Origin of the sequence: Thalassotalea sp. G2M2-11, from assembly GCF_017168195.1 — a bacterium.
Classification (GTDB): Bacteria; Pseudomonadota; Gammaproteobacteria; order Enterobacterales; family Alteromonadaceae; genus Thalassotalea_E.
The window spans coordinates 55741-75398 of sequence record NZ_JADNYL010000003.1 but is presented as its reverse complement, the minus strand read 5'-3'; the positions used below and the strand labels follow the sequence as shown (position 1 = coordinate 75398).

The window sequence follows — 19658 nt, the reverse complement described above, 5'->3', positions numbered from 1 at the left end:
AAGTGATAATGCAATTTTATTGCGCTAATCGCTCAGCAATCATGTTTGCACGTTTATTTTTGAATTTTTTATCCATAGGCAAGCATTCATTTACTTTGTAAATAGCTTTGTTTTTTCGCGAATTAAACACAGGTATTTCACGTCCAGCTACCAAAGTTTTTATTTGTGAAAGTTGGCTTCGTTTAATAAAAGTATAATGAATTGACTCACCACCGCCCATTAATTCGACGTGACATTTCATTTTTATTGAATGAGGCTTTTTATCGTCAGCGACCTGTTCTGCATTTGCCATAAAAACCGTAGAAAAAACACTCATTAACAATAGGTTATGAATTTTCATTTTATTTCTCCCAACACGTTTCCCCATCAGGCTTAGCGCCAGTATGCGTAATTGATATTTTAGTACATCCTGTGTCACTGCTCTGATAATTTTGGGCGTTTGCCGTTAATTTAAAACCACTTGCATCACCAGTTGCAGAAATAGAATAATTCGTTGATTCTGTCACATATGGATTTGCCAAGTTTAACTTAGTTAAGTCTGCAGTATAGGTGCGATGATCGATAAAGTATTGCTCTTGTAAATTTGCAATTCGCATTAACTCACGTTGCGCTTCAGCACGATTAGATCGTTTGACATAATCCACATATGAAGGATATGCAACAGCAGCTAAAATACCTATAACGGCAACGGTTATCATTAATTCAATCAGCGTAAATCCGAAAGATTTCATCGCACTTCTCATTATTGTTCCTCTTCTACGTATAAATAATTACGTAATGTTTTCAAACTAAAACCTACTGGCATAATTTTCCTACCAACAATAATATTGCCGACAGATTCGTCAACTGTATTGGGATCGCCGTCATCTTCAGGCACCACGATTAATGTTGGAGAACCTAAAAATTGTTCACTTATGTAGGCAATTCTATCACTTCTGTTGTCTGGATCTTCCGCTTGCCAATCATACTTTTTAATACCTAACGCCAGATCTACCGCATATAACCAACCAGCACCACTAGGTACTTCACAAGCTTCTATCACTCCAGTGAGATCAGGGGGCGTATATGAGGTAAAATATGCAACACCATTGATGGCAATTGCTTTAGAGCTATTTTTTTCACCACTTTGGGTAAAATCAATAAACCAACCTGACTTTTTACTAACCGCAATAGATAAGGTTTGCCGCTGTTCATCAGTCATAGTTGCACCAAAAGGATCATCAGTATAATCATATAAATCAGCCTTGGTGATGGCCGCAGGAGCTGTCGCTGTTGATTTGGTGACCACATTTTCATCTTTTATCATAAAGAAAGTATCTTGGGTATCTCTGCCTAACGGATTAGACCTATCACCACTGCCTATCAATATCGCATCATAAGGTTTTTCTTGAAGAGTGACGACTGTTTTACTACCACCACTACCATCTGAAACCGTCGTTTCTAATGTCTCAGTAATAAATGTTCTAACTATGGATGCTTCATTAAAAAAGCGTACATCTGTGCTATCTGTTGTGCCGCCTAAATCTGCTAACTTATATATTGTCCAAGGCTCTGTAGGATCATTTGGTATTTTCCCAGGCATATCAACTCGCCAAACGTTACCGCCAGTATCGCCTGTATATAATCTATCAGCAAAACCATCACCATTACTATCGAGTGTACCAATTGATGATGGGATACTGTCATCTATTCCTGAAAAAGTTGTCGTAGCACCTGATGGAGCGGCACTCCATAACAGTGTACCTTTCTCAGCATCTACCATATATATAGCTCTACCTTTAGCATCTGCTGTACCTGGGCCAGAGGCATCTTTATTGCCATCATAACCACCACCAAAAATAACAACAGGCTTAGCTACGGCTGTCTCACCGCTTCCTGAAGCATTTAACTTAGAATAAGTCACTTTTGGCTGAGACCATGATTGACCAAGCTCAGAAAAGCCTGACGTGTTAGCATCAATTTTCCACATTAACTTAGGTGCAGCATCTGGGTTAGTGATATCTAACGCATAATAAGTTGAACCTCCTCGACGTAAACCAAAGAAAATCCATAACTTATCACCATCAGCAGCAACAATCTTGGTGTCACCATTTTTATCAAGTACAAATGGGGTAATTTTACCATCTACACCATAAACTTTACCTGAGCCAACATTATTCTCTCGCAGTGATTTATAGTTACTAAAAAACTCTTTTGGCATAAATGCCCATGTTTCATCAACCGTATCGTCATTGTCTTGGAACATATGTAATGCCCCAGCGTTAGTACCGATAACAATACGGATACTGGAGCCATAATTAACCACTAGTGGTTTTGAATGTAATGGGTCAGCAAAAATATCATAGCGAGTATCCGTTGTGATTTTATCACCGTTATCATCATCGACATCCATGCCTTTAGCCCAATTAAGCATGTTAGTAATTTCAGTATCGTCATCAATTACATTTAGCTCATTCGCTAAATTAGTACTGTTTCCAAAAGCTAATAGTGCATTCGCTGTGGTAAACTTAACAATTGCATTATCAGTACCTAAGTCACTATAAAGCACTCTATCTGCTACCGCGGTGCTACGTAAAATTTCAGCAACACCACCAGATTCAACATAAGCACCATCGGGTTCACCAACATCCGGCGTCCAATAACTTCTAACATCATCAGAAAAATGACCAGTAGCTTCATTTAACGCAGGCTGATCATTTTTACCATATTGAGTGCCACCTACGACCTTATATTTTTTCACATTTCCTTGCCAGCGAGGGCTGTTATCAGGATCAAACATGGCATAATAAACAGAGTCTAACGTTTCTGTGCGGTCAAAGTTATTAGCCGCCACAGATGCCGATGTTAAGCTTTGATTACTAGGTGTTAAATCTTCAAAAATTGCCAATAATTTTTCTGTTAACTCTTGCTGCTCCGTCGCCCGATAATAAATACCATTACCTCGGTTAGCAGTCTCATTTAATAAGGGCTCAGCTGTAAACTCTCCCTCTTTTTCGGTGGGCACACCAAAACCTATGGTATAAGTGTGGGCGGTTTGTCTGCCTTCAATTTGGGGGTTAACATCATTGTTTGCCATCCAGGCAGCTAACGAAGGCATGTAACTCCCATCAAACACTGAGCGATCATAATCATCAGGCTTCTCAGATTCATCATCAGCAAGCGCAGCCACAAGATCATTAGCTTCAATATCAAAGGTAGGCGCACCATCAGTAATTAATATAATATAAGCAGTTTTATGGCATTTTTGCATTGGTGATGAATAAGTATTTGAATCGATTAAAGCAGCTGAGTCAATCGGTGGTCGATTTGCTTTATAATCAATATTCGCCAAGTTATCTTTATAATCTTTATCCGTATCACCAAATTCGACATCATTACCGGCTAAATATTGAGATGCCTCATATAAAGACTCACATAGCGGCGTATTAGTTTCAGCAGCAAGTTTATTATTAATGATATCTAATAATGCTGCTTTATTGGTTGCATTCATTTCTTTAACCGCTGAAACAACTCGTCCTCCTTGCGATGCACTAGCGTTATCACTTGGATTATAGTTAAACACTTCTAAACCAAAATCAACTGAAGGGGCGGCTTTAATAACTTCACTAATACTATCTTGTGCCATCTTTAGGCGGGTTTTGCTTACTTCTGATTTGGATTCTAGGTAGTGCCACCTTAAATAATTGGCTGAATAAATGGTAACAAGTCGCCCACCTTGCCAATCAATTTTTTCAGATTCGGTAACGTCATCTGAATAATAGACAGGGTTACTTTTATTGCCTTTTTTATCAATTGGATAGCCATTTGGTAAGTTATTAGTTTTCGTGATCGGGTTCTCAGCTCTGTTATAGGCATCAGCTAAATCAAGCTCATTATCTGCCATACAATCAAGTACTTCGATATTGGCACCGTTATTTTCAGGTACCTCTTCCCATGTACCGGTATTACCTTTCATGCGATACTCACGTATGCGACCAATATAATAACCAACATCGGCAATCACTTGGCGAGCGGTTTCACAATTATTGGAATCAACTGGGAAACGTCTGGCATCACTTGCACTGTCAGGGACGCCAAAGCCACCACCATCAGCACCACCAACATTATAGTACAACATACCATCATCAAAAGCATGAGTAGATTTTTCTGCTACATAGGGAGCAGAAGGATCATTTTTATAGCCTTCAACTGTATTTTGGAATGTGGACATACTGGCTGAGTTATCCAGTATGATTAACACCTGAGGTTTTTTACCGGTCGTTCGAATCGTTTCGCTAATGTATAGCTCAATATCTTCACTAAACGAGATATTAGAGGTTAACAGTAAGATGGTCAGTGCAATTAACTTTTTCATTGATTGATTACCTCATAATCCTTAAACAGTTTATCGCAGTAACTGCTGCGATATACCTGAATTCACTTCAACATTGCTGGTATTATTTCGACCATAATTTTTAATCACTCTGATGCGTAATGAGTTACATGAAAATACTTGTGATGAAGACGCCGACCGAGATGCAGGACAATCTGCTTCTAATCGAAAATCATTGTTAATAATATCAACATCTGCAACCGTGTCGGTTTTCTTATTTGTTTGCGTTAAATCACCAGTCACGCCATTAACCCCATTAAGCGGAAAATTGACTAAGTTTTGGGCAAAACCATTGGTACCGGTTCCCCCTGCTAACTGCCGATAAATTACTTCATCTACCGCACTCACGGCTTCTTGGATAGCAATCACACGCTGTTCAGTTGCCCCAGCCATTTTCATATCGGTGGTCGAGTTTTGCATCAATGCAACCGCTACAGCAGTAAGCGCCACTAAAAAAACAAGGGAAACAATCAACACCACACCTTGTTGGCTTCTGAACGTATTTAACTTCATGTTTTTGGCCATTCTTCAATACCTGCGTTATGTAAACTGACGACGCTAGTAAATAATAACCTTCGATAATTGTCATTAAAGGCTGGCACTAGCTCATCTCCCATTTGATAGGTTTTAGTATCAGTATATTTGGGATCTGGCTGAACATTGCGTGCTAGTACATATACTTTTACCGCTAAAATGCGTGCATTGTTAAAACCATCCCATAAATTTTGCGTCATGTTGTTTGCTGAGATAAACGTATTCACTACGCCGTTAAAATTTGTATCAACACCATACATAAACTTAATCCGTTCAATACCATCAATAATAGGCTCAAAATTCATTTTTGTGGTCAATTGCCCTTGCATCAATACTGGTACCGTATTAGACCCTATAGTATCTTCTCTGACATAATAGACATGATGTTGGAACTCCCATACCCGACTGACATCAAGATCAGGCACTGCACCGCCACCAGCAAATATTTCCCCTTCATTTTGGTTCGCGACAAAATAATATTTTCCTGACGGCGCGTTGGCAATTGGTATACCTGGCGCAGATTCAAGCGGAGTCGAAATAACACGTTTTAACTGTAAAATATCAGAACCAATTTTCGCATCTGCGATGCAGCCCATATTAGCTTGCGCTGTAGCTGTTGCCCCCCAGATGGTTCGGTAACGACCAACAGCTGCAGGAAATGAAGCATTATTAACACCGCCGCCATTACAATCATTGCCCGGTGCTACAGGTACCCCATTTAATTTTGCTAAATCAAGCGTACCTGTCAGATCTCCCCAAAAGTCTTGACGTAATAAATCTTCCGTTAACACACTCAGAGCAAATCGACCATTTTCCTGCAACTCACCATAAGATGATGTCTCTTTAGTGGTTGTTTTCATACCAACAAAAATACTCATTACACCGGCAAACAGCACTAAACCGATCGTTAACGCAATAAATATTTCTAAAATTGTAAAACCTAGTTGTTTTTTCATATTAAATCACAAAAGCCTGTACAATAACCTGACGACGTTTTTTTCCTGCGGCCCCGCAAGTGCCTTTATCACTATCAGCGATTTCATCTCTACCTTGCCAAGAAACTATAACGGTTACAGCCCCTAAAGAATGTGAAATACAGCCGCGAGCACCAACTAACCCCCCCGCATTACTGCCAGAACTTTGAACATCAGCCCCCATAAGCGCTAATTCCCACTCATATTTGTCGTTGGTCACCAAATCCGCAGCAACACAGCCTGCTGATGTATTACAGCGATTACTGGGCTCAGCATCTAAAGTCTCGCCATAGTCTGTACCATTATAATTACCAAGGATCGCAGGATCATTTCCACGCATACGTTCAATCATATCTTGTGCAAGAGACGAAGCTAGAGAACGTTGCATCGCATCAAAACTTGCCTTTTTTGCCGTTGCCTGCATAGCAACAGCGCCAAGAATCCCAGTAACGATAATGACTAAAGCCACTAAGACTTCAATAAAAGTCATTCCTTTTGATTGTTGACTATAACCTTGCTTCATCAATGACTCCCATGGCGTTAACGACATCAAAAGAGAAGTTAAAACGACAATTCAACAAAATAGTTTTAATCTTAAAATATAGCCCATAAATTCGAGCAATAATACTGTAGATGAGTACAAAGAGCGCTTTATCGAGTAAAAGCGCAGATAAGAGTTGCATATATGTGTTAAAAATCACTAATGTGAACCGCATTAACCCATACCTTATATCCATATAACAAATAGTCATCCTTTTATGATGCACAGTAACTATTCATTTATTTTCAATTGCTTAATAAAAATAAAGCAACGTAATTTCACTGTGAGAATCAGATTGCTTAACTTCCAGCCTCCACTAAGACTAGCGCAATTCTACAGGTACCGCAAATACGGTGTCTTCTTTCCTGCCAGGAAACTCGGTAACCTCTTTACCGCCATGTTTTTTTAAAGCTTCAATCACTTGTTGAACCAAAATCGCAGGTGCAGATGCACCAGCAGTAACACCGATAGAGTTAACACCTGCTAGCCAATCAAGCTCAATATTATCTGCCGTATCAATTAAATAAGCTGTTGTACCAATTTTTTCTGCCAACTCGCGCAAACGATTTGAGTTTGAGCTATTTTTAGCGCCAACCACTAATAATAAATCAACCTCATTAGCAATGGCTCTTACCGCATCTTGCCTATTCTGCGTCGCATAGCAAATATCGTCTTTTCTTGGTCCTTCAATTTCAGGGAACTTTAGACGAAGCGCATCAATCACATCACTGGTATCATCAACCGATAACGTAGTTTGACTACAATAATACAATTTTTGCCGGTCTTTAACGGTCAACTTTTGCACATCATCCGCAGATTCAACCAAATATATCCCGCCCTCTTCACTCTCATACTGCCCCATTGTGCCTTCAACTTCTGGATGACCAGCATGACCTATCAGCACGCACTCAATCCCTTTACGGCTGGCACGAGAAACTTCCATATGTACTTTAGTCACTAATGGGCAAGTAGCATCAAACACTTTTAAACCACGTTGTTTTGCTTCATTTCTGACGGCTTTAGAAACACCATGTGCACTAAAAATAACCGTGCTGCCATCAGGCACTTCATTCAATTCATCAACAAATACCGCGCCACGGTCTTTCAGACCATTGACAACAAACTTGTTGTGAACAACTTCGTGTCGAACATAAATTGGCGCTTCAAATAAATCCAATGCGCGATCAACAATACTAATGGCACGATCGACACCGGCACAAAAACCACGAGGATTAGCTAAAATTATATCCACACTATCACCTATAAAATGTCTATGACGTCTATAATAAACGTGACGGATTGTCCTGCTAAAGGGTGATTAAAGTCAACCGTAACTGAATCTCCCGAAACATCGGTGATCATCCCAGGTAATTCGACCCCACCAGGTTGGGTAAAGGTTATGATATTACCAACTTTTGCTGGAGCTTCAGCGGAGAACTTATTAGCATCAACATAATGAATATTATCAGGGTTACTCTCACCAAATGCATCATTTGCAGACAAGGTAAACTCTTTATTCTCACCCACCTTAAGACCTAGTAATTCCTGTTCAAATGCAGGTGAAATACTTTCGTCGCCCATAATTATCTTAGCCGGCTTATTATTCACTTTCGTGCTATCAGCCGCCGAGCCATCCGCTAACTTCATAGTAATATGGACGATGGTTTGTGAATCACTTTCAATAACTTTAGACATGATTATTTCTCTTTCAATACGTCAGGTTGGCTTGATTTATCTTGTTTAAACGAATCGATGATCATTAGCACTGCGCCAATAAAAATCACTGAATCAGCAATATTAAACGTTGGCCAATGATATTGACCGAGGTAGAAATCAAGAAAATCAATAACATAACCAAACAATACCCGATCAATTAAATTACCTAGTGCTCCACTGAGCATACAAGCTAATGCGACCGCTAAAATAGGCTGGCTTTTAGGAGTTCTTTTTAACCATACCAAAAAGATTACACTAGCAACCATCGCAATTAAAGAAAAAAACCAACGTTGCCACCCTGGTTGATCAGCTAAGAAGCTAAATGCCGCACCTGGGTTTTGTGCATAGGTAATATTAAAAAATGGCAATAAGTTGATTGATTGGTATAGATTCATTGAACTGGCAACCCAATACTTTGATGCCTGATCAATCATCAAAAATACCAGTGTTAGCCACAACCAAGATAAACTTGATTGACTTTTTTCTTGCTCCATAAACTTTCTCTATATTGATAATAAAATGCTCAGTACACCTTGCTGTTGCATAGGGGCCTGAGCACTTTTAAATTACGTTCGGTCACTAATTAAGCAAATTGTCTTTGCTCACCTTCACCATCAACATTAGTCACACAGCGGCCACATAAGGTAGGATGACTATCATATTGTCCAACATCTTCGGTGTGGTGCCAACATCGTTCACACTTAGTACCTGTTGATGCGCTAACGGCCAGCCATAAACCTTCAATATCCGTTGCTATCGCGCTTTCAGGGGCTGTATCAACAACTTGTACTTCAGCACCAGAAGTAATCAATACAAAACGAAGTTCATCTGCTAGCGCCTTCAATTTGTCAGCTAATTCTTGCGTGGCATATAAGGTAACCTTAGCTTCGAGTGCTTTACCGACAATCTTCTCTTTACGAGCATTTTCTAGCACTTTATTGACTTCCGCACGCACTTGTAAAATTTCATGCCAATAGTCATTGTTAAATTGTGCGTCATCCGTTAAGTGCACTAAACCATCAAACCACACACCAGTAAAGACGAACTCATCACGCTCACTACCATCAACCGAAGGTAATGCTTGCCAAATCTCTTGTGCAGTAAATGATAAAATAGGTGCCATCCAACGAGTCATCGCTTCTGCAATTAAATACATAGCCGTTTGACATGAGCGACGAGCCACACTGTTATCTTTCGCTGTGTACTGACGATCTTTAATAATATCGAGATAGAAGCCACCTAGCTCCGTGGTACAAAAGTTCATTAACTTATGTACCACATTATGAAATTCATACTTGTCATAAGCTTGTACGATTTCATCTTGTAGTTGCGCCGCACGTCCTAATACCCAGCGATCTAACTCAACCATTTCGTTCACATCAACTGAATGCTTAGCTGGTTCAAAGCCATTGATATTGGCTAATAAAAAGCGAGATGTATTACGAATACGTCGGTATGCATCCGCTTGGCGTTTAAAGATCTCATCAGAGACTGTTATTTCTTGGGTATAGTTAACTGAGGCTACCCATAAACGTAAAATATCAGCGCCAAGTTTATTGGTAACTTCGGCTGGCGTGATCACATTCCCAAGTGATTTAGACATTTTACGGCCGTTCACATCAACAGTGAAACCATGAGTTAACACTTGTGAGTATGGCGCTTTACCATTCATCGCAACTGATGACATCATTGACGACATAAACCAACCACGATGTTGATCAGAGCCTTCCAGATACAAATCAGCAGCTTTATCAAACTCATCTCTGGCATCAACAACCGAGTAATGAGTGACACCAGAATCAAACCAAACATCTAAGGTATCTGCAACCTTAACAAACTCTTTGGCATCATCACCAATTAACTCTTCAGCGGATAAGTCAAACCAAGCTTGAATTCCTGATTTTTCAACACGCTTTGCTATATCTTCAATTAATTCAAAACTTCTTGGGTGAAGCGCACCTGTGTCCTTATGAACAAATAGTGCAATAGGAACCCCCCAAGTACGTTGACGGGAGATACACCAATCTGGACGCCCTTCCACCATTGACTCTATACGGCTCTGTCCCCAATCTGGGATCCATTCAGTTTGCTTAATTTCAGCTAATGATGCTTGACGTAGCCCTTGTTTATCCATGCTAATAAACCACTGTGGCGTAGCACGAAAAATAATTGGTGTTTTATGACGCCAGCAATGTGGATAAGAATGCTCATACGCATGATGGTGGATCAACGCACCGTTTTCATTTAACACATCAACAATTGACGCATTCGCCTTAAATACATGCTGGCCAGCAAATAATGGTAAATCGTCTAAAAATACCCCATTCGCCCCTACTGGGTTATAAATTTCTAAATCGTATTTTTTACAAACAGCAAAATCGTCAACACCGTGACCACCTGCGGTATGAACACAGCCTGTACCTGAATCAGTAGTGACATGATCACCACAGATAATGGGTACGGTAAAATCATAAAATGGATGCTTAACTTGCACATGCTCTAAGTCAGCACCACGACAGAAGCCTAACGCATGGTATTTATCGATACCAAAACGATCCATACATGAGCTCACTAATTCAGAAGCGAGTATTAAACGAAACTTTTGTTGCTCTTTCTCACATTGCACTAAGGTATATTCAACCTCTGGGTGCACTGAAATAGCTCGGTTAGCAGGTAGTGTCCATGGCGTAGTAGTCCAGATAACCGCTGAAATTTCACCTTGCCCTTCATGATTTTCAGGGTGAGAGAATTTATCCGCCACATTGTTATCAAGGGCTGTAAATTTCACATCAATTGCAGGAGACTGTTTATCTTTGTACTCAACTTCAGCTTCGGCTAATGCACTGCCACAATCTGTACACCAATGCACAGGTTTAAAACCTTGCTGTAGGTGACCATTTTCAGCAATCTTACCTAAAGCACGAATAATATTAGCTTCAGTGTCAAAATTCATGGTTAAGTATGGCTTATCCCAATCACCAAACACACCTAAACGTTTAAAGTCTTCGCGTTGCCCATCAACTTGTTTTAGCGCATATTCGCGACATTTTTGACGAAAATCTGCTGCGCTCACTTTGTGGCCCGGCTTACCGACTTTCTTTTCCACCATCAACTCAATTGGTAAACCATGACAATCCCAGCCTGGTACATAAGGAGAATTAAAATCTGATAGCGTTTTGGCTTTAATAATAATGTCTTTAAGAATTTTATTTACTGCATGACCTAAATGAATACTACCATTGGCATAAGGAGGACCATCATGCAAAATAAACGACTTTTTACCCTTTTTAGCGGCGCGAATTTTGCCATAAAGATCTTTGCTCGCCCAATCCTTTAGCATTTGCGGTTCACGATTTGCCATGTTTCCTTTCATTGGGAAAGAAGTCGCTGGCAAATTCAGGGTATGTTTATAATCACTCATTTAAATTCATATCCATTATTGTCTAAGTTGAATATTTTCAACTGGGATTTAAGGTTAATTATTCTTTAATGTTTGAACAGTTTGTTTTGCCTGCTCACAATCTATTTCAATTTGCTCGGTTAACTCAGCTAACGAAGAAAATTTTTGTTCTTCCCTGAGCTTTTCTATTAATGTTACTTCAATTATTTGACCATATATATCACGATCAAAATTAAAAATATGTACTTCTAATTGTTGCCTGATACCGACAAAAGTTGGCCTAGAACCAATATTAGCGACACCATAAAAATTACCACATGGAATCTTCACTGCGACAACATACACCCCAGAAACAGGTGAAACTCGCCTTTTTAACAGTACATTTGCCGTTGGAAAACCTAGCTCTCTGCCACGCTTATCACCATGAAATACACGACCAATAATAGAATAAGGACGCCCTAACATCTGAAAAGCTTCATCAAGTTTATTATCACTTAATGCATTTCTTATCGCTGTACTACTGATACGACAATCATGCAGTTTATAGCTGGAGGTATCCGAAATACCAAAGTCAAACTGCTGACTAGCCACCTTTAATGTATCGAAATTACCTTGCCTGTTTTTACCAAAGTGAAAATCATCACCAATAATTAAATATTTAATATTTAAGCTATTGACCAGTAAATGCTCGACAAATTCATTGGCGCAAATGTTGGCAAATTTACGATTGAAATTTACGCAAATCAAACGTTCGACACCTAGGTCTTTTAATAACGCGTATTTATCTCTTAATCGTGTTAGTCGTGCAGGCGCTGTCTCAGGTGCAAACAACTCTCTTGGTTGAGGTTCAAACACCATCACAGTTGCAACACTATTTAACTCAAGCGCTTTGGCAACTAATGCTTTAATCACTCGTTGATGACCTAAATGGACACCATCAAAGTTACCTATGGTCAACACACAACCTCGTTCATCAACCCTATTACGGTCTGATTGAATATTGTGGATACCACGAATTAACTGCATTTAGCTGAAAAACCTTAAATTATTTGCTGTTAGCGCCACTAAAATAACGGCGTAAAATAAAAACCGACGAATTATAGCTTAGTCGTTAGTAAGAATCAGCACCTCAGCGTAATTTGTTTCACTTTTTTTTATTGTTCAGCTTTTACGCTAAAATCACGCAATCGAATCCCTAAGGCAATCACCATGATAAAGTAACAAAACGCTCCAACTGAAATACAGGTAATTAATTGAATCACTTGTTGCATATAACTCATATCCAACCAAGTGCTAAAAGGTGGTGATAACCAATTGACCACCACAGCCATCACTAAAGCGGCCATGATCACCTTAGCCATAAATATTATCGTTGACCTTGATAATTGATATACCGCTAACGTTTTCAAACCTTGATACAACCAAAACGCATTTAAGGTTGCCGATAACGTCGTGGCAATCGCTAAACCTACATAACCAAAAAACGGTGCGAGCATCAGATTAAACGCCATATTAGCTACCATGGCTTTGATACCTATTTTTACCGGTGTTTTAGTGTCTTGGCGAGCATAGTAACCAGGTGCCAGTACCTTAATAAACATAAAACTGATCAAGCCAGATAAATAAGCAAACAGTGCAAAAGAGACCTGAATCACAGTAAACTGGGTAAATTCACCACGCATGAATAAAACCATGATAATCGGCTGAGCAAGTATCATTAAACCGACTAACGCTGGCCAGCCTAATAAAGTGATAATTTTAATGCCCCAATCAAGTGTTTGCTCAAAAGCGGCTGGGCTTTTTTTCGTATGAAGCTTAGCTAAACTCGGTAAAATCACCGTCGCAATACCAATACCAAATAAGCCTAATGGAAACTCTAATAAACGATCTGCGTAGTAAAGCCAACTGACCGAGCCCGTGACTAAAAAGGTCGCAATCTGGGTATCAAGCAATAAATTAATTTGCGTAACCGACACACCAAACAAGGCAGGCGCCATCAAACGTCTAATTTTCGTCACGCCCGAGCTATACCACCCCCACTTAGGCATGGTCAAAGCCCCGGCCCGATAAAGAAACGGGATTTGAAATAAAAACTGTACTAAGCCACCTAAAAAAACGCCCCAAGCAAGTGCATATTCTGGGTTATCAAACCAAACTCGCCCCCAAATTGCCATCGAGATAATACACACATTGAGTAACACAGGAGTAAAAGAAGCTACAGCAAAACGACCATAGGTATTGAGAATGGCGCCAGCTAACGCCGTAAAACTAATAAACCATAAATAGGGAAAGGTAATTTTGAGTAGACTTGCCGCTAAATCAAACTTCCCTTCGGCCCCTTCAGATAAGGAATCAAGATAAAAACCCGGCCCAAAAATCATCACTATGACGGGTGATGCAATCATGCCAATCAAGGTGACTAAAGTAACAATAACGCCAAGAGTGCCTGAAACTTGTGCGATAAGTTGACAGGTATGCTCAGTTCCTTCATCTACATCTTTTTGGTGGTATTCACTGAGCACAGGCACAAAAGATTGTGCGAAAGCCCCTTCAGCAAATAACCTGCGCAGAAAATTAGGAATTTTATTAGCAAAGAAAAATGCATCAGCAGATGCCCCTGCGCCCATCATATTGGCAATAACCACATCCCGCACTAATCCTAATACGCGCGAAATAAGTGTCATCATGCTGACAACAATACCTGATTTAACCAGCTTTTTACTCAAACCAATCCCTTTTAACGCCTTGCCCGAATGATGAAATTATTGCTATTAATTATGCGGTGATTTGCCCTTGATAAACAAGTGATTAATCGGTATAACAGCTAATATTGTTTCCTCTTTTTACTTATCCGCTTCAAAAACGTTCAATCGTTCGACAAAAACAGATAAATTTAAATAAAAAGCGGAAAAGGTTTGACAATTTCACGAAAAAAAGGCATATTTCGTCGCCTTAAATTTAGGCTATATTTAATTCATTTTAGGAGTTCACCTTGGCTAACTCAAAGCAAGCTAAGAAGCGCGCAGTACAATCAGAAAAGCGCCGTCAACACAATGCAAGTCGTCGTTCAATGATGCGTACATTACTTAAAAAAGTATTCGTTGCAATTGAAGCCGGTGATAAAGAGACTGCAACTACTGAATTTGCAGCAGTAACACCAATTCTTGATCGTTACGCAAGTAAAGGTCTTATTCACAAAAATAAAGCTGCTCGTAGCAAAAGCCGTATTAACGCTGCTATCAAAGCACTTTAATTTGTTGAATCAACATTAATAAAAACCGGCTTTTGCCGGTTTTTTTATCTCTGTAAGTTTCACTTAACGCTATTTCCTTTAGTTTCACTGCCATTAAATCAATAATCATTCAATTAATTTCGCCAAACGGTTGCCAAGGCTGCTTTTTTTTTCTAGTCTCTAGCCGATAATTACAATAAGGTTAAACCACATGAAAATTTCACGACTTGCTAGCATTGTATTACTAGCAACTTCAACGTTAAGCGCTTGCAATGACAAAACGCCACCAGTATCACAACATACACCTGAGTTAATCAATGGCTATGAGAATCGATTAGATATCTATAAAACCGTCACATTATCAAGTGACTTGTCTCACCTTTCTGACAACCAAAAGAAAATGCTTTCATTATTGATAGAAGCGTCAGCCATTATGGATGACCTATTCTGGAAGCAAGCATTTGGTGAAGATAAAGCCACCTTTTTAGCTAAGATTAATGATCCAAAAGTAAAAAACTTTGCCACGATTAATTATGGCCCTTGGGATCGCCTTAATGGCGATAAACCTTTTTTAACTGGTTACGAAGAAAAATCTCTTGGTGCTGAGTTTTACCCTCATGACATGACTAAAACAGAGTTTGAACAAGCTGACTTCCCTGATAAAAAAGGCTTATATTCACTGGTCAAGAGAGACAAAAACGGCAAACTTATGACGGTTGGCTACTCTGAAGCTTATAGTGATGAATTAAACCGCGCAGCAGTGATTTTAGAAAAAGCCGCAAGCTACGCCGAAGATAAAGAGTTTGCCAGCTACTTAACAATGCGTGCAGAAGCATTAAGAACTGATAGTTATCAAGCTTCAGATTTTGCTTGGATGGACATGAAAAATAACCCTATCGACGTGGTGATAGGTCCAATCGAAACTTATGAAGATCAGTTATACGGCTACCGCGCAGCCTTTGAGTCTTATGTGCTAGTTAAAGACATGGCTTGGAGTGAAAAGCTGGCGAAATACGCTCAATACCTGCCAGAATTGCAAAAGGGCTTGCCTGTAAATAAAAAGTACAAAGCTGAAACTCCAGGCTCTGACGCAGATCTTAATGCCTATGATGTTATCTACTACGCGGGGCACTCAAACGCTGGTAGTAAGACAATTGCGATAAACCTACCTAATGATGAGGAAGTGCAATTAAAGAAAGGCACAAGACGCTTACAACTTAAAAACGCCATGCAAGCAAAGTTCGATCATATTCTTGTGCCAATTGCACAACAGTTAATCGCGCCTGAGCAAAGAAAACATATCACCTTTACCGCATTCTTTGCCAACACTATGTTCCATGAAGTAGCGCATGGCTTAGGGATCAAAAATACCATTAATGACACAGGCACTGTTCGCCAAGCACTGAAAGAACATGCCTCTGCACTTGAAGAAGGTAAAGCCGATATCCTTGGCCTGTATATGATCCGCCAACTTCTAGAAAAAGGTGCAATCACCGAAGGAATGCTTGAGGATTATTACACCACCTTCTTAGCGGGAATCTTCCGCTCAGTTCGCTTTGGTGCGAGCTCAGCCCATGGCAAAGCAAACATGGTACGCTTTAACTACTTCCAAGAACAGGGCGCATTTACTCGTAATGAACAAGGGCTATATCGCGTTAACATGGAGAAAATGAGCCAGGCAATTGATAGCTTATCGGCATTAATTTTAGAAATCCAAGGCAATGGTGATTATCAAGGCGTTGGTGATTTAGTGCAGAAAAGTGGCGTGATCAAGCAAGAACTTGCGAGTGATTTAGCACGATTAGAAACTGCTGGGATCCCTGTAGACATAGTGTTTAACCAAGGTAAAAAGCAACTAGGTCTGTAAACACTTTATTACTCAAATATAATCGAGGTTATTGACAAAGAATAACCTCGTTTCATCTCACACTAACTGTGCTCAATAACATCCATTATTAATGTCTTATAGCGCTGTTCAGCAAAAGGATCACCTTGGTTAGCCTGACAAACACTTTTTTGGTATTGATAACTGTAATAATCAAACCAAGCAGCTAACGTTTCTCCATTTTTGTGCTCACCTATTCCATTTAACACCATAGCAGCCACCTCAGCAGTTGCTAACTGTGACGCCTTAGCAGCATGTCTTATGTGATATTTTGAAGTATAATCCTTTGAATACAGGCGTTGTGGGTCTATTGATAACACAGGCAATTGTTTAAGGTAATCACTTTTACGAAACATCTTTTTCGCTTCTCGCCAACTACCATCTAACAAAATAAATAACGGCCGCTTATCAATTGGCACCGTCACCGACTGCTGAAATACCTGCTGGTCTTGATCAGCAAACTCTGCCGGAAACACAACATATGGCTGATACTGATCATTATTGATCACATTCAATAACTCATCAGGTACTTCAGTTCTTGCCCATAAAAAGGCATAACAATCTGGCAGTAAATCGGCAATAAGTTTACCTGTGTTACTCGGCTTGAGCACCTCAGTGTCATACATTAGCAATAAAAATGCAGCATCACTTTGTAAGGAAACCCGCATAGCACACAAACAATTTTCTTTCGCTAGGCGGCAACACTCACAGCGATTAACGCCCTTACCTCGGGCTTGAAAAGTCGTTGTCGATAAACTTTTACGATATTGATAAAGCCGATGTACAGCGTGCATAGAGTTTTCGATTTGAGGGAGATGCTTCATTATAAATGATGCATCACACATAAAAAAGGGTACCTCAAAGGTACCCACATCAATCCAGAGAAATTAATTGATTGAAACTTTAAATTTTGTTGTGTTCTTTGATTTTTGCTGAAATAACGTCGAATTGGCTCAACTCATCAACTTCATCTTGCAGCTGTTGCTCTAACTGCTCTACTTTATAAACGGAATAACAAATTGCTTCGCCACGTTTTTCAATTTCATCGCTTCTTGATTCCATTTCATGTTCTATTCGCTCGCCAAAATTTTCCATTTTTGCTTCAAATGCATCCATATCACCACCAGCAAATAACAATTCTTGGCCGACGGCAATCAATAAGCTCCCCATGGAGTTTTCGATGGTCTCTTCAATCACGTCTTCGATTCGACTTTCAAATTCTTCACCAAAAAAGTCATCAGAAAAGTCGCCATGCTCATCAATGTAAAATTCTTGGTTGCTATCGAACTTATATTCAACTTCATCTCGAATTTTGTGTAAATGAGCGGTTAAATCTTCACTGACATCATTACCTTTACCAAGTAATTCATTAAAGGCTAAATTCACACCATCAACCGCCAAATTAATTGCATCAACGGCAAGTACTTTGACTTCGGGGACCACAGCACGAATTTGTGTTGAGTACTGAGTTACTAGCTGTTGTTGTGAATGATCTAAAGCAACTTCTTGCCCATCAACAATCAAGGTTTTATTGTTGATAATTTGATACAGTGGTCGATTGTTTTTACTAAACTCAACTAACTCTTTATTAATACGTAAGCCAGCATTTAAATCAACATCGCAAGAGTTCGATGACATATGAGTATCGTGAGCAAAAGCAGTGGTTGTTGTTAATAAAATGGCTGTTGCAAGTAATGTTTTCATCTAACGTTCCTTTATCACCTTTAATTCGCAGTTATCACATACTATTCAAAAGCGATGCCAAATAGCTAACTCATTGTATTTAATGTTTTATTTTTAAAACAGCACAAAGAGCTATTAAAGAAAGCTAAACTTTCAAGGTCATTTAGACGATAATTTGGTAAATTTAACCACTTCAAAATTAACGTGTTGATTTTCTTTCAGGCATAAAAAAAGGCAAGCAAAAATGCTTACCTTCTTTACTAATGTGCCCTAGCGAATCGCTAGGCAAACATTATAAAGCTACGATGTTTTCAGCTTGTGGACCTTTTTGGCCTTGGCTTACTTTGAACTGAACCTTTTGGCCTTCAGCTAAAGTTTTGAAACCGTCGCCAGAAATAGCGCTGAAGTGTGCAAACACGTCAGGACCAGATTCTTGCTCGATAAAGCCAAAACCTTTAGATTCGTTAAACCATTTTACTGTACCAGTAGTTGTATCAGACATAATAATATCCTATTTAATTGAGTAATTTGTGCCCTAAGGCGGTATTGCAGGAAGTGTAACTATTACTTATCAAACAGGACGAGCTAATAATAACTGCGAAACGGTGTACATAAATAGTGGTCTTACTTTCTAGCTAAGCAGCATTCTATAGGGTTACTTGCAAGAGTCAAGTAATTTCGCCTTTTTGATGAATGATTTAGCACAGGTCGAACCATCTATGATAAAGTGACTCTCACTTTGTTGTTTGTGTCTCTGCTATTGCGAATTAATTCATCACTGGCGATACTTTCTGATGACTTAGCAAGACGATCATAAAGTACCACATTAACTGTGGCAGCTAAATTCAAACAACCTATGGTAGGCACGTATACCACATGCTCAGCCTGGTTAACCACTTGCTGGCTTAATGAACCATCTTCAGGACCAAAAATATAATACGCATTAGCAGGATGTTCAAAGTCAGGTAATGGGGTTGCCCCTTCCACTAACTCAATACATACCAAAGCAACATCATCAGAAATACCATCCAGCAATGAGTCAACAGCTACCAACGGTATATCACGACGAACGTTTTTAGTATCCGTAGAAAACTTTGCCGCATTAGTATAACGTTGACCACTGTAGCGCACTTGGCTGGCTTGAAAGCACCCTGCCGCTCGCATTACGGCTCCCACATTGGTTGGGCTTTTAGGGTTAGTTAAACCAATGATGATTTGCTGTTTATTTTGTGATTGACTCACACTTTTTCCTAATACTTATCTGACTACTCGCCTAAGTAGGGATATTATCATTGTCTTACATAGATGGTGAAACGAAAAT

General features: G+C 39.5%; 18 protein-coding genes. 2 read left to right on the top strand and 16 right to left on the bottom strand.

What is annotated here, in order from left to right; translation table 11 throughout:
- Positions 1 to 16: 16 nt before the first annotated feature.
- From IV514_RS11295 to murJ, 12 genes are all read right to left on the bottom strand, one after another.
- Positions 17 to 340 carry a TapY2 family type IVa secretion system protein gene (locus IV514_RS11295; protein ID WP_206485384.1) on the bottom strand — a complete coding sequence of 108 codons (324 nt, stop codon included), beginning with the start codon at positions 338 to 340 and terminating at the stop codon, positions 17 to 19.
- Between the two features lies 1 nt (position 341).
- Positions 342 to 743, bottom strand: a complete 402-nt coding sequence (locus IV514_RS11290; RefSeq protein ID WP_277601505.1) for a type IV pilin protein — start codon at positions 741 to 743, stop codon at positions 342 to 344.
- Positions 743 to 4354, bottom strand: coding sequence for a PilC/PilY family type IV pilus protein (locus tag IV514_RS11285; protein WP_206485383.1), 3612 nt, complete (start codon positions 4352 to 4354; stop codon positions 743 to 745). Before IV514_RS11285 ends, IV514_RS11290 begins: the two co-directional genes overlap by 1 nt.
- 30 nt (positions 4355 to 4384) lie before the next feature.
- Entirely contained in the window at positions 4385 to 4885 is a 501-nt protein-coding gene (locus tag IV514_RS11280; RefSeq protein WP_241242342.1) for a pilus assembly PilX N-terminal domain-containing protein, read from the bottom strand.
- Entirely contained in the window at positions 4882 to 5862 is a 981-nt protein-coding gene (locus IV514_RS11275) for a PilW family protein (RefSeq protein WP_206485381.1), read from the bottom strand. The genes IV514_RS11280 and IV514_RS11275 overlap by 4 nt, the downstream gene beginning before the upstream one ends.
- A 1-nt stretch (position 5863) precedes the next feature.
- The gene (gene pilV, locus IV514_RS11270) at positions 5864 to 6403 is read right to left on the bottom strand and encodes a type IV pilus modification protein PilV (RefSeq protein ID WP_206485380.1); all 540 of its coding nucleotides are present in this window, start codon (positions 6401 to 6403) and stop codon (positions 5864 to 5866) included.
- A 340-nt stretch (positions 6404 to 6743) separates the two neighbouring features.
- The gene (gene ispH, locus IV514_RS11265; RefSeq protein ID WP_206485379.1) at positions 6744 to 7673 is read right to left on the bottom strand and encodes a 4-hydroxy-3-methylbut-2-enyl diphosphate reductase; all 930 of its coding nucleotides are present in this window, start codon (positions 7671 to 7673) and stop codon (positions 6744 to 6746) included.
- 8 nt (positions 7674 to 7681) lie between these two features.
- Positions 7682 to 8119, bottom strand: a complete 438-nt coding sequence (gene fkpB / locus IV514_RS11260; RefSeq protein WP_206485861.1) for an FKBP-type peptidyl-prolyl cis-trans isomerase — start codon at positions 8117 to 8119, stop codon at positions 7682 to 7684.
- Positions 8119 to 8631, bottom strand: a complete 513-nt coding sequence (gene lspA / locus IV514_RS11255) for a signal peptidase II (RefSeq protein WP_206485378.1) — start codon at positions 8629 to 8631, stop codon at positions 8119 to 8121. The genes fkpB and lspA overlap by 1 nt, the downstream gene beginning before the upstream one ends.
- An 89-nt stretch (positions 8632 to 8720) precedes the next feature.
- Positions 8721 to 11558, bottom strand: coding sequence for an isoleucine--tRNA ligase (ileS, locus tag IV514_RS11250; RefSeq protein WP_206485377.1), 2838 nt, complete (start codon positions 11556 to 11558; stop codon positions 8721 to 8723).
- 54 nt (positions 11559 to 11612) lie between these two features.
- A complete protein-coding gene (gene ribF, locus IV514_RS11245; RefSeq protein ID WP_206485376.1) occupies positions 11613 to 12563 on the bottom strand; it encodes a bifunctional riboflavin kinase/FAD synthetase in 951 nt (316 codons plus the stop codon).
- A gap of 128 nt (positions 12564 to 12691) precedes the next feature.
- Positions 12692 to 14263, bottom strand: a complete 1572-nt coding sequence (gene murJ, locus IV514_RS11240; RefSeq protein ID WP_206485375.1) for a murein biosynthesis integral membrane protein MurJ — start codon at positions 14261 to 14263, stop codon at positions 12692 to 12694.
- 266 nt (positions 14264 to 14529) lie between these two features.
- Here murJ and rpsT point away from each other — a divergent pair, with 266 nt between their 5' ends.
- Together rpsT and IV514_RS11230 are read left to right on the top strand one after the other, a co-directional pair.
- Positions 14530 to 14790 carry a 30S ribosomal protein S20 gene (gene rpsT, locus IV514_RS11235; RefSeq protein WP_206485374.1) on the top strand — a complete coding sequence of 87 codons (261 nt, stop codon included), beginning with the start codon at positions 14530 to 14532 and terminating at the stop codon, positions 14788 to 14790.
- Positions 14791 to 14980: 190 nt separating this feature from the next.
- Positions 14981 to 16636, top strand: coding sequence for a Zn-dependent hydrolase (locus tag IV514_RS11230; RefSeq protein WP_206485373.1), 1656 nt, complete (start codon positions 14981 to 14983; stop codon positions 16634 to 16636).
- A 62-nt stretch (positions 16637 to 16698) separates the two neighbouring features.
- On the opposite strand, the gene IV514_RS11225 is transcribed toward IV514_RS11230, so the two are convergent.
- From IV514_RS11225 to IV514_RS11210, 4 genes are all read right to left on the bottom strand, one after another.
- Positions 16699 to 17478, bottom strand: coding sequence for a tRNA-uridine aminocarboxypropyltransferase (locus tag IV514_RS11225; RefSeq protein WP_241242340.1), 780 nt, complete (start codon positions 17476 to 17478; stop codon positions 16699 to 16701).
- A 79-nt stretch (positions 17479 to 17557) separates the two neighbouring features.
- Positions 17558 to 18358: a DUF2884 family protein gene (locus IV514_RS11220; protein ID WP_206485372.1), complete on the bottom strand. Its 801-nt coding sequence runs from the start codon at positions 18356 to 18358 to the stop codon at positions 17558 to 17560.
- Positions 18359 to 18629: 271 nt separating this feature from the next.
- Positions 18630 to 18839 carry a cold-shock protein gene (locus tag IV514_RS11215; RefSeq protein WP_206485371.1) on the bottom strand — a complete coding sequence of 70 codons (210 nt, stop codon included), beginning with the start codon at positions 18837 to 18839 and terminating at the stop codon, positions 18630 to 18632.
- Positions 18840 to 19054: 215 nt separating this feature from the next.
- Positions 19055 to 19579 (bottom strand): RNA methyltransferase, encoded by a 525-nt coding sequence (locus IV514_RS11210; protein WP_206485370.1) that lies wholly within the window; start codon positions 19577 to 19579, stop codon positions 19055 to 19057.
- Positions 19580 to 19658: the final 79 nt, after the last annotated feature.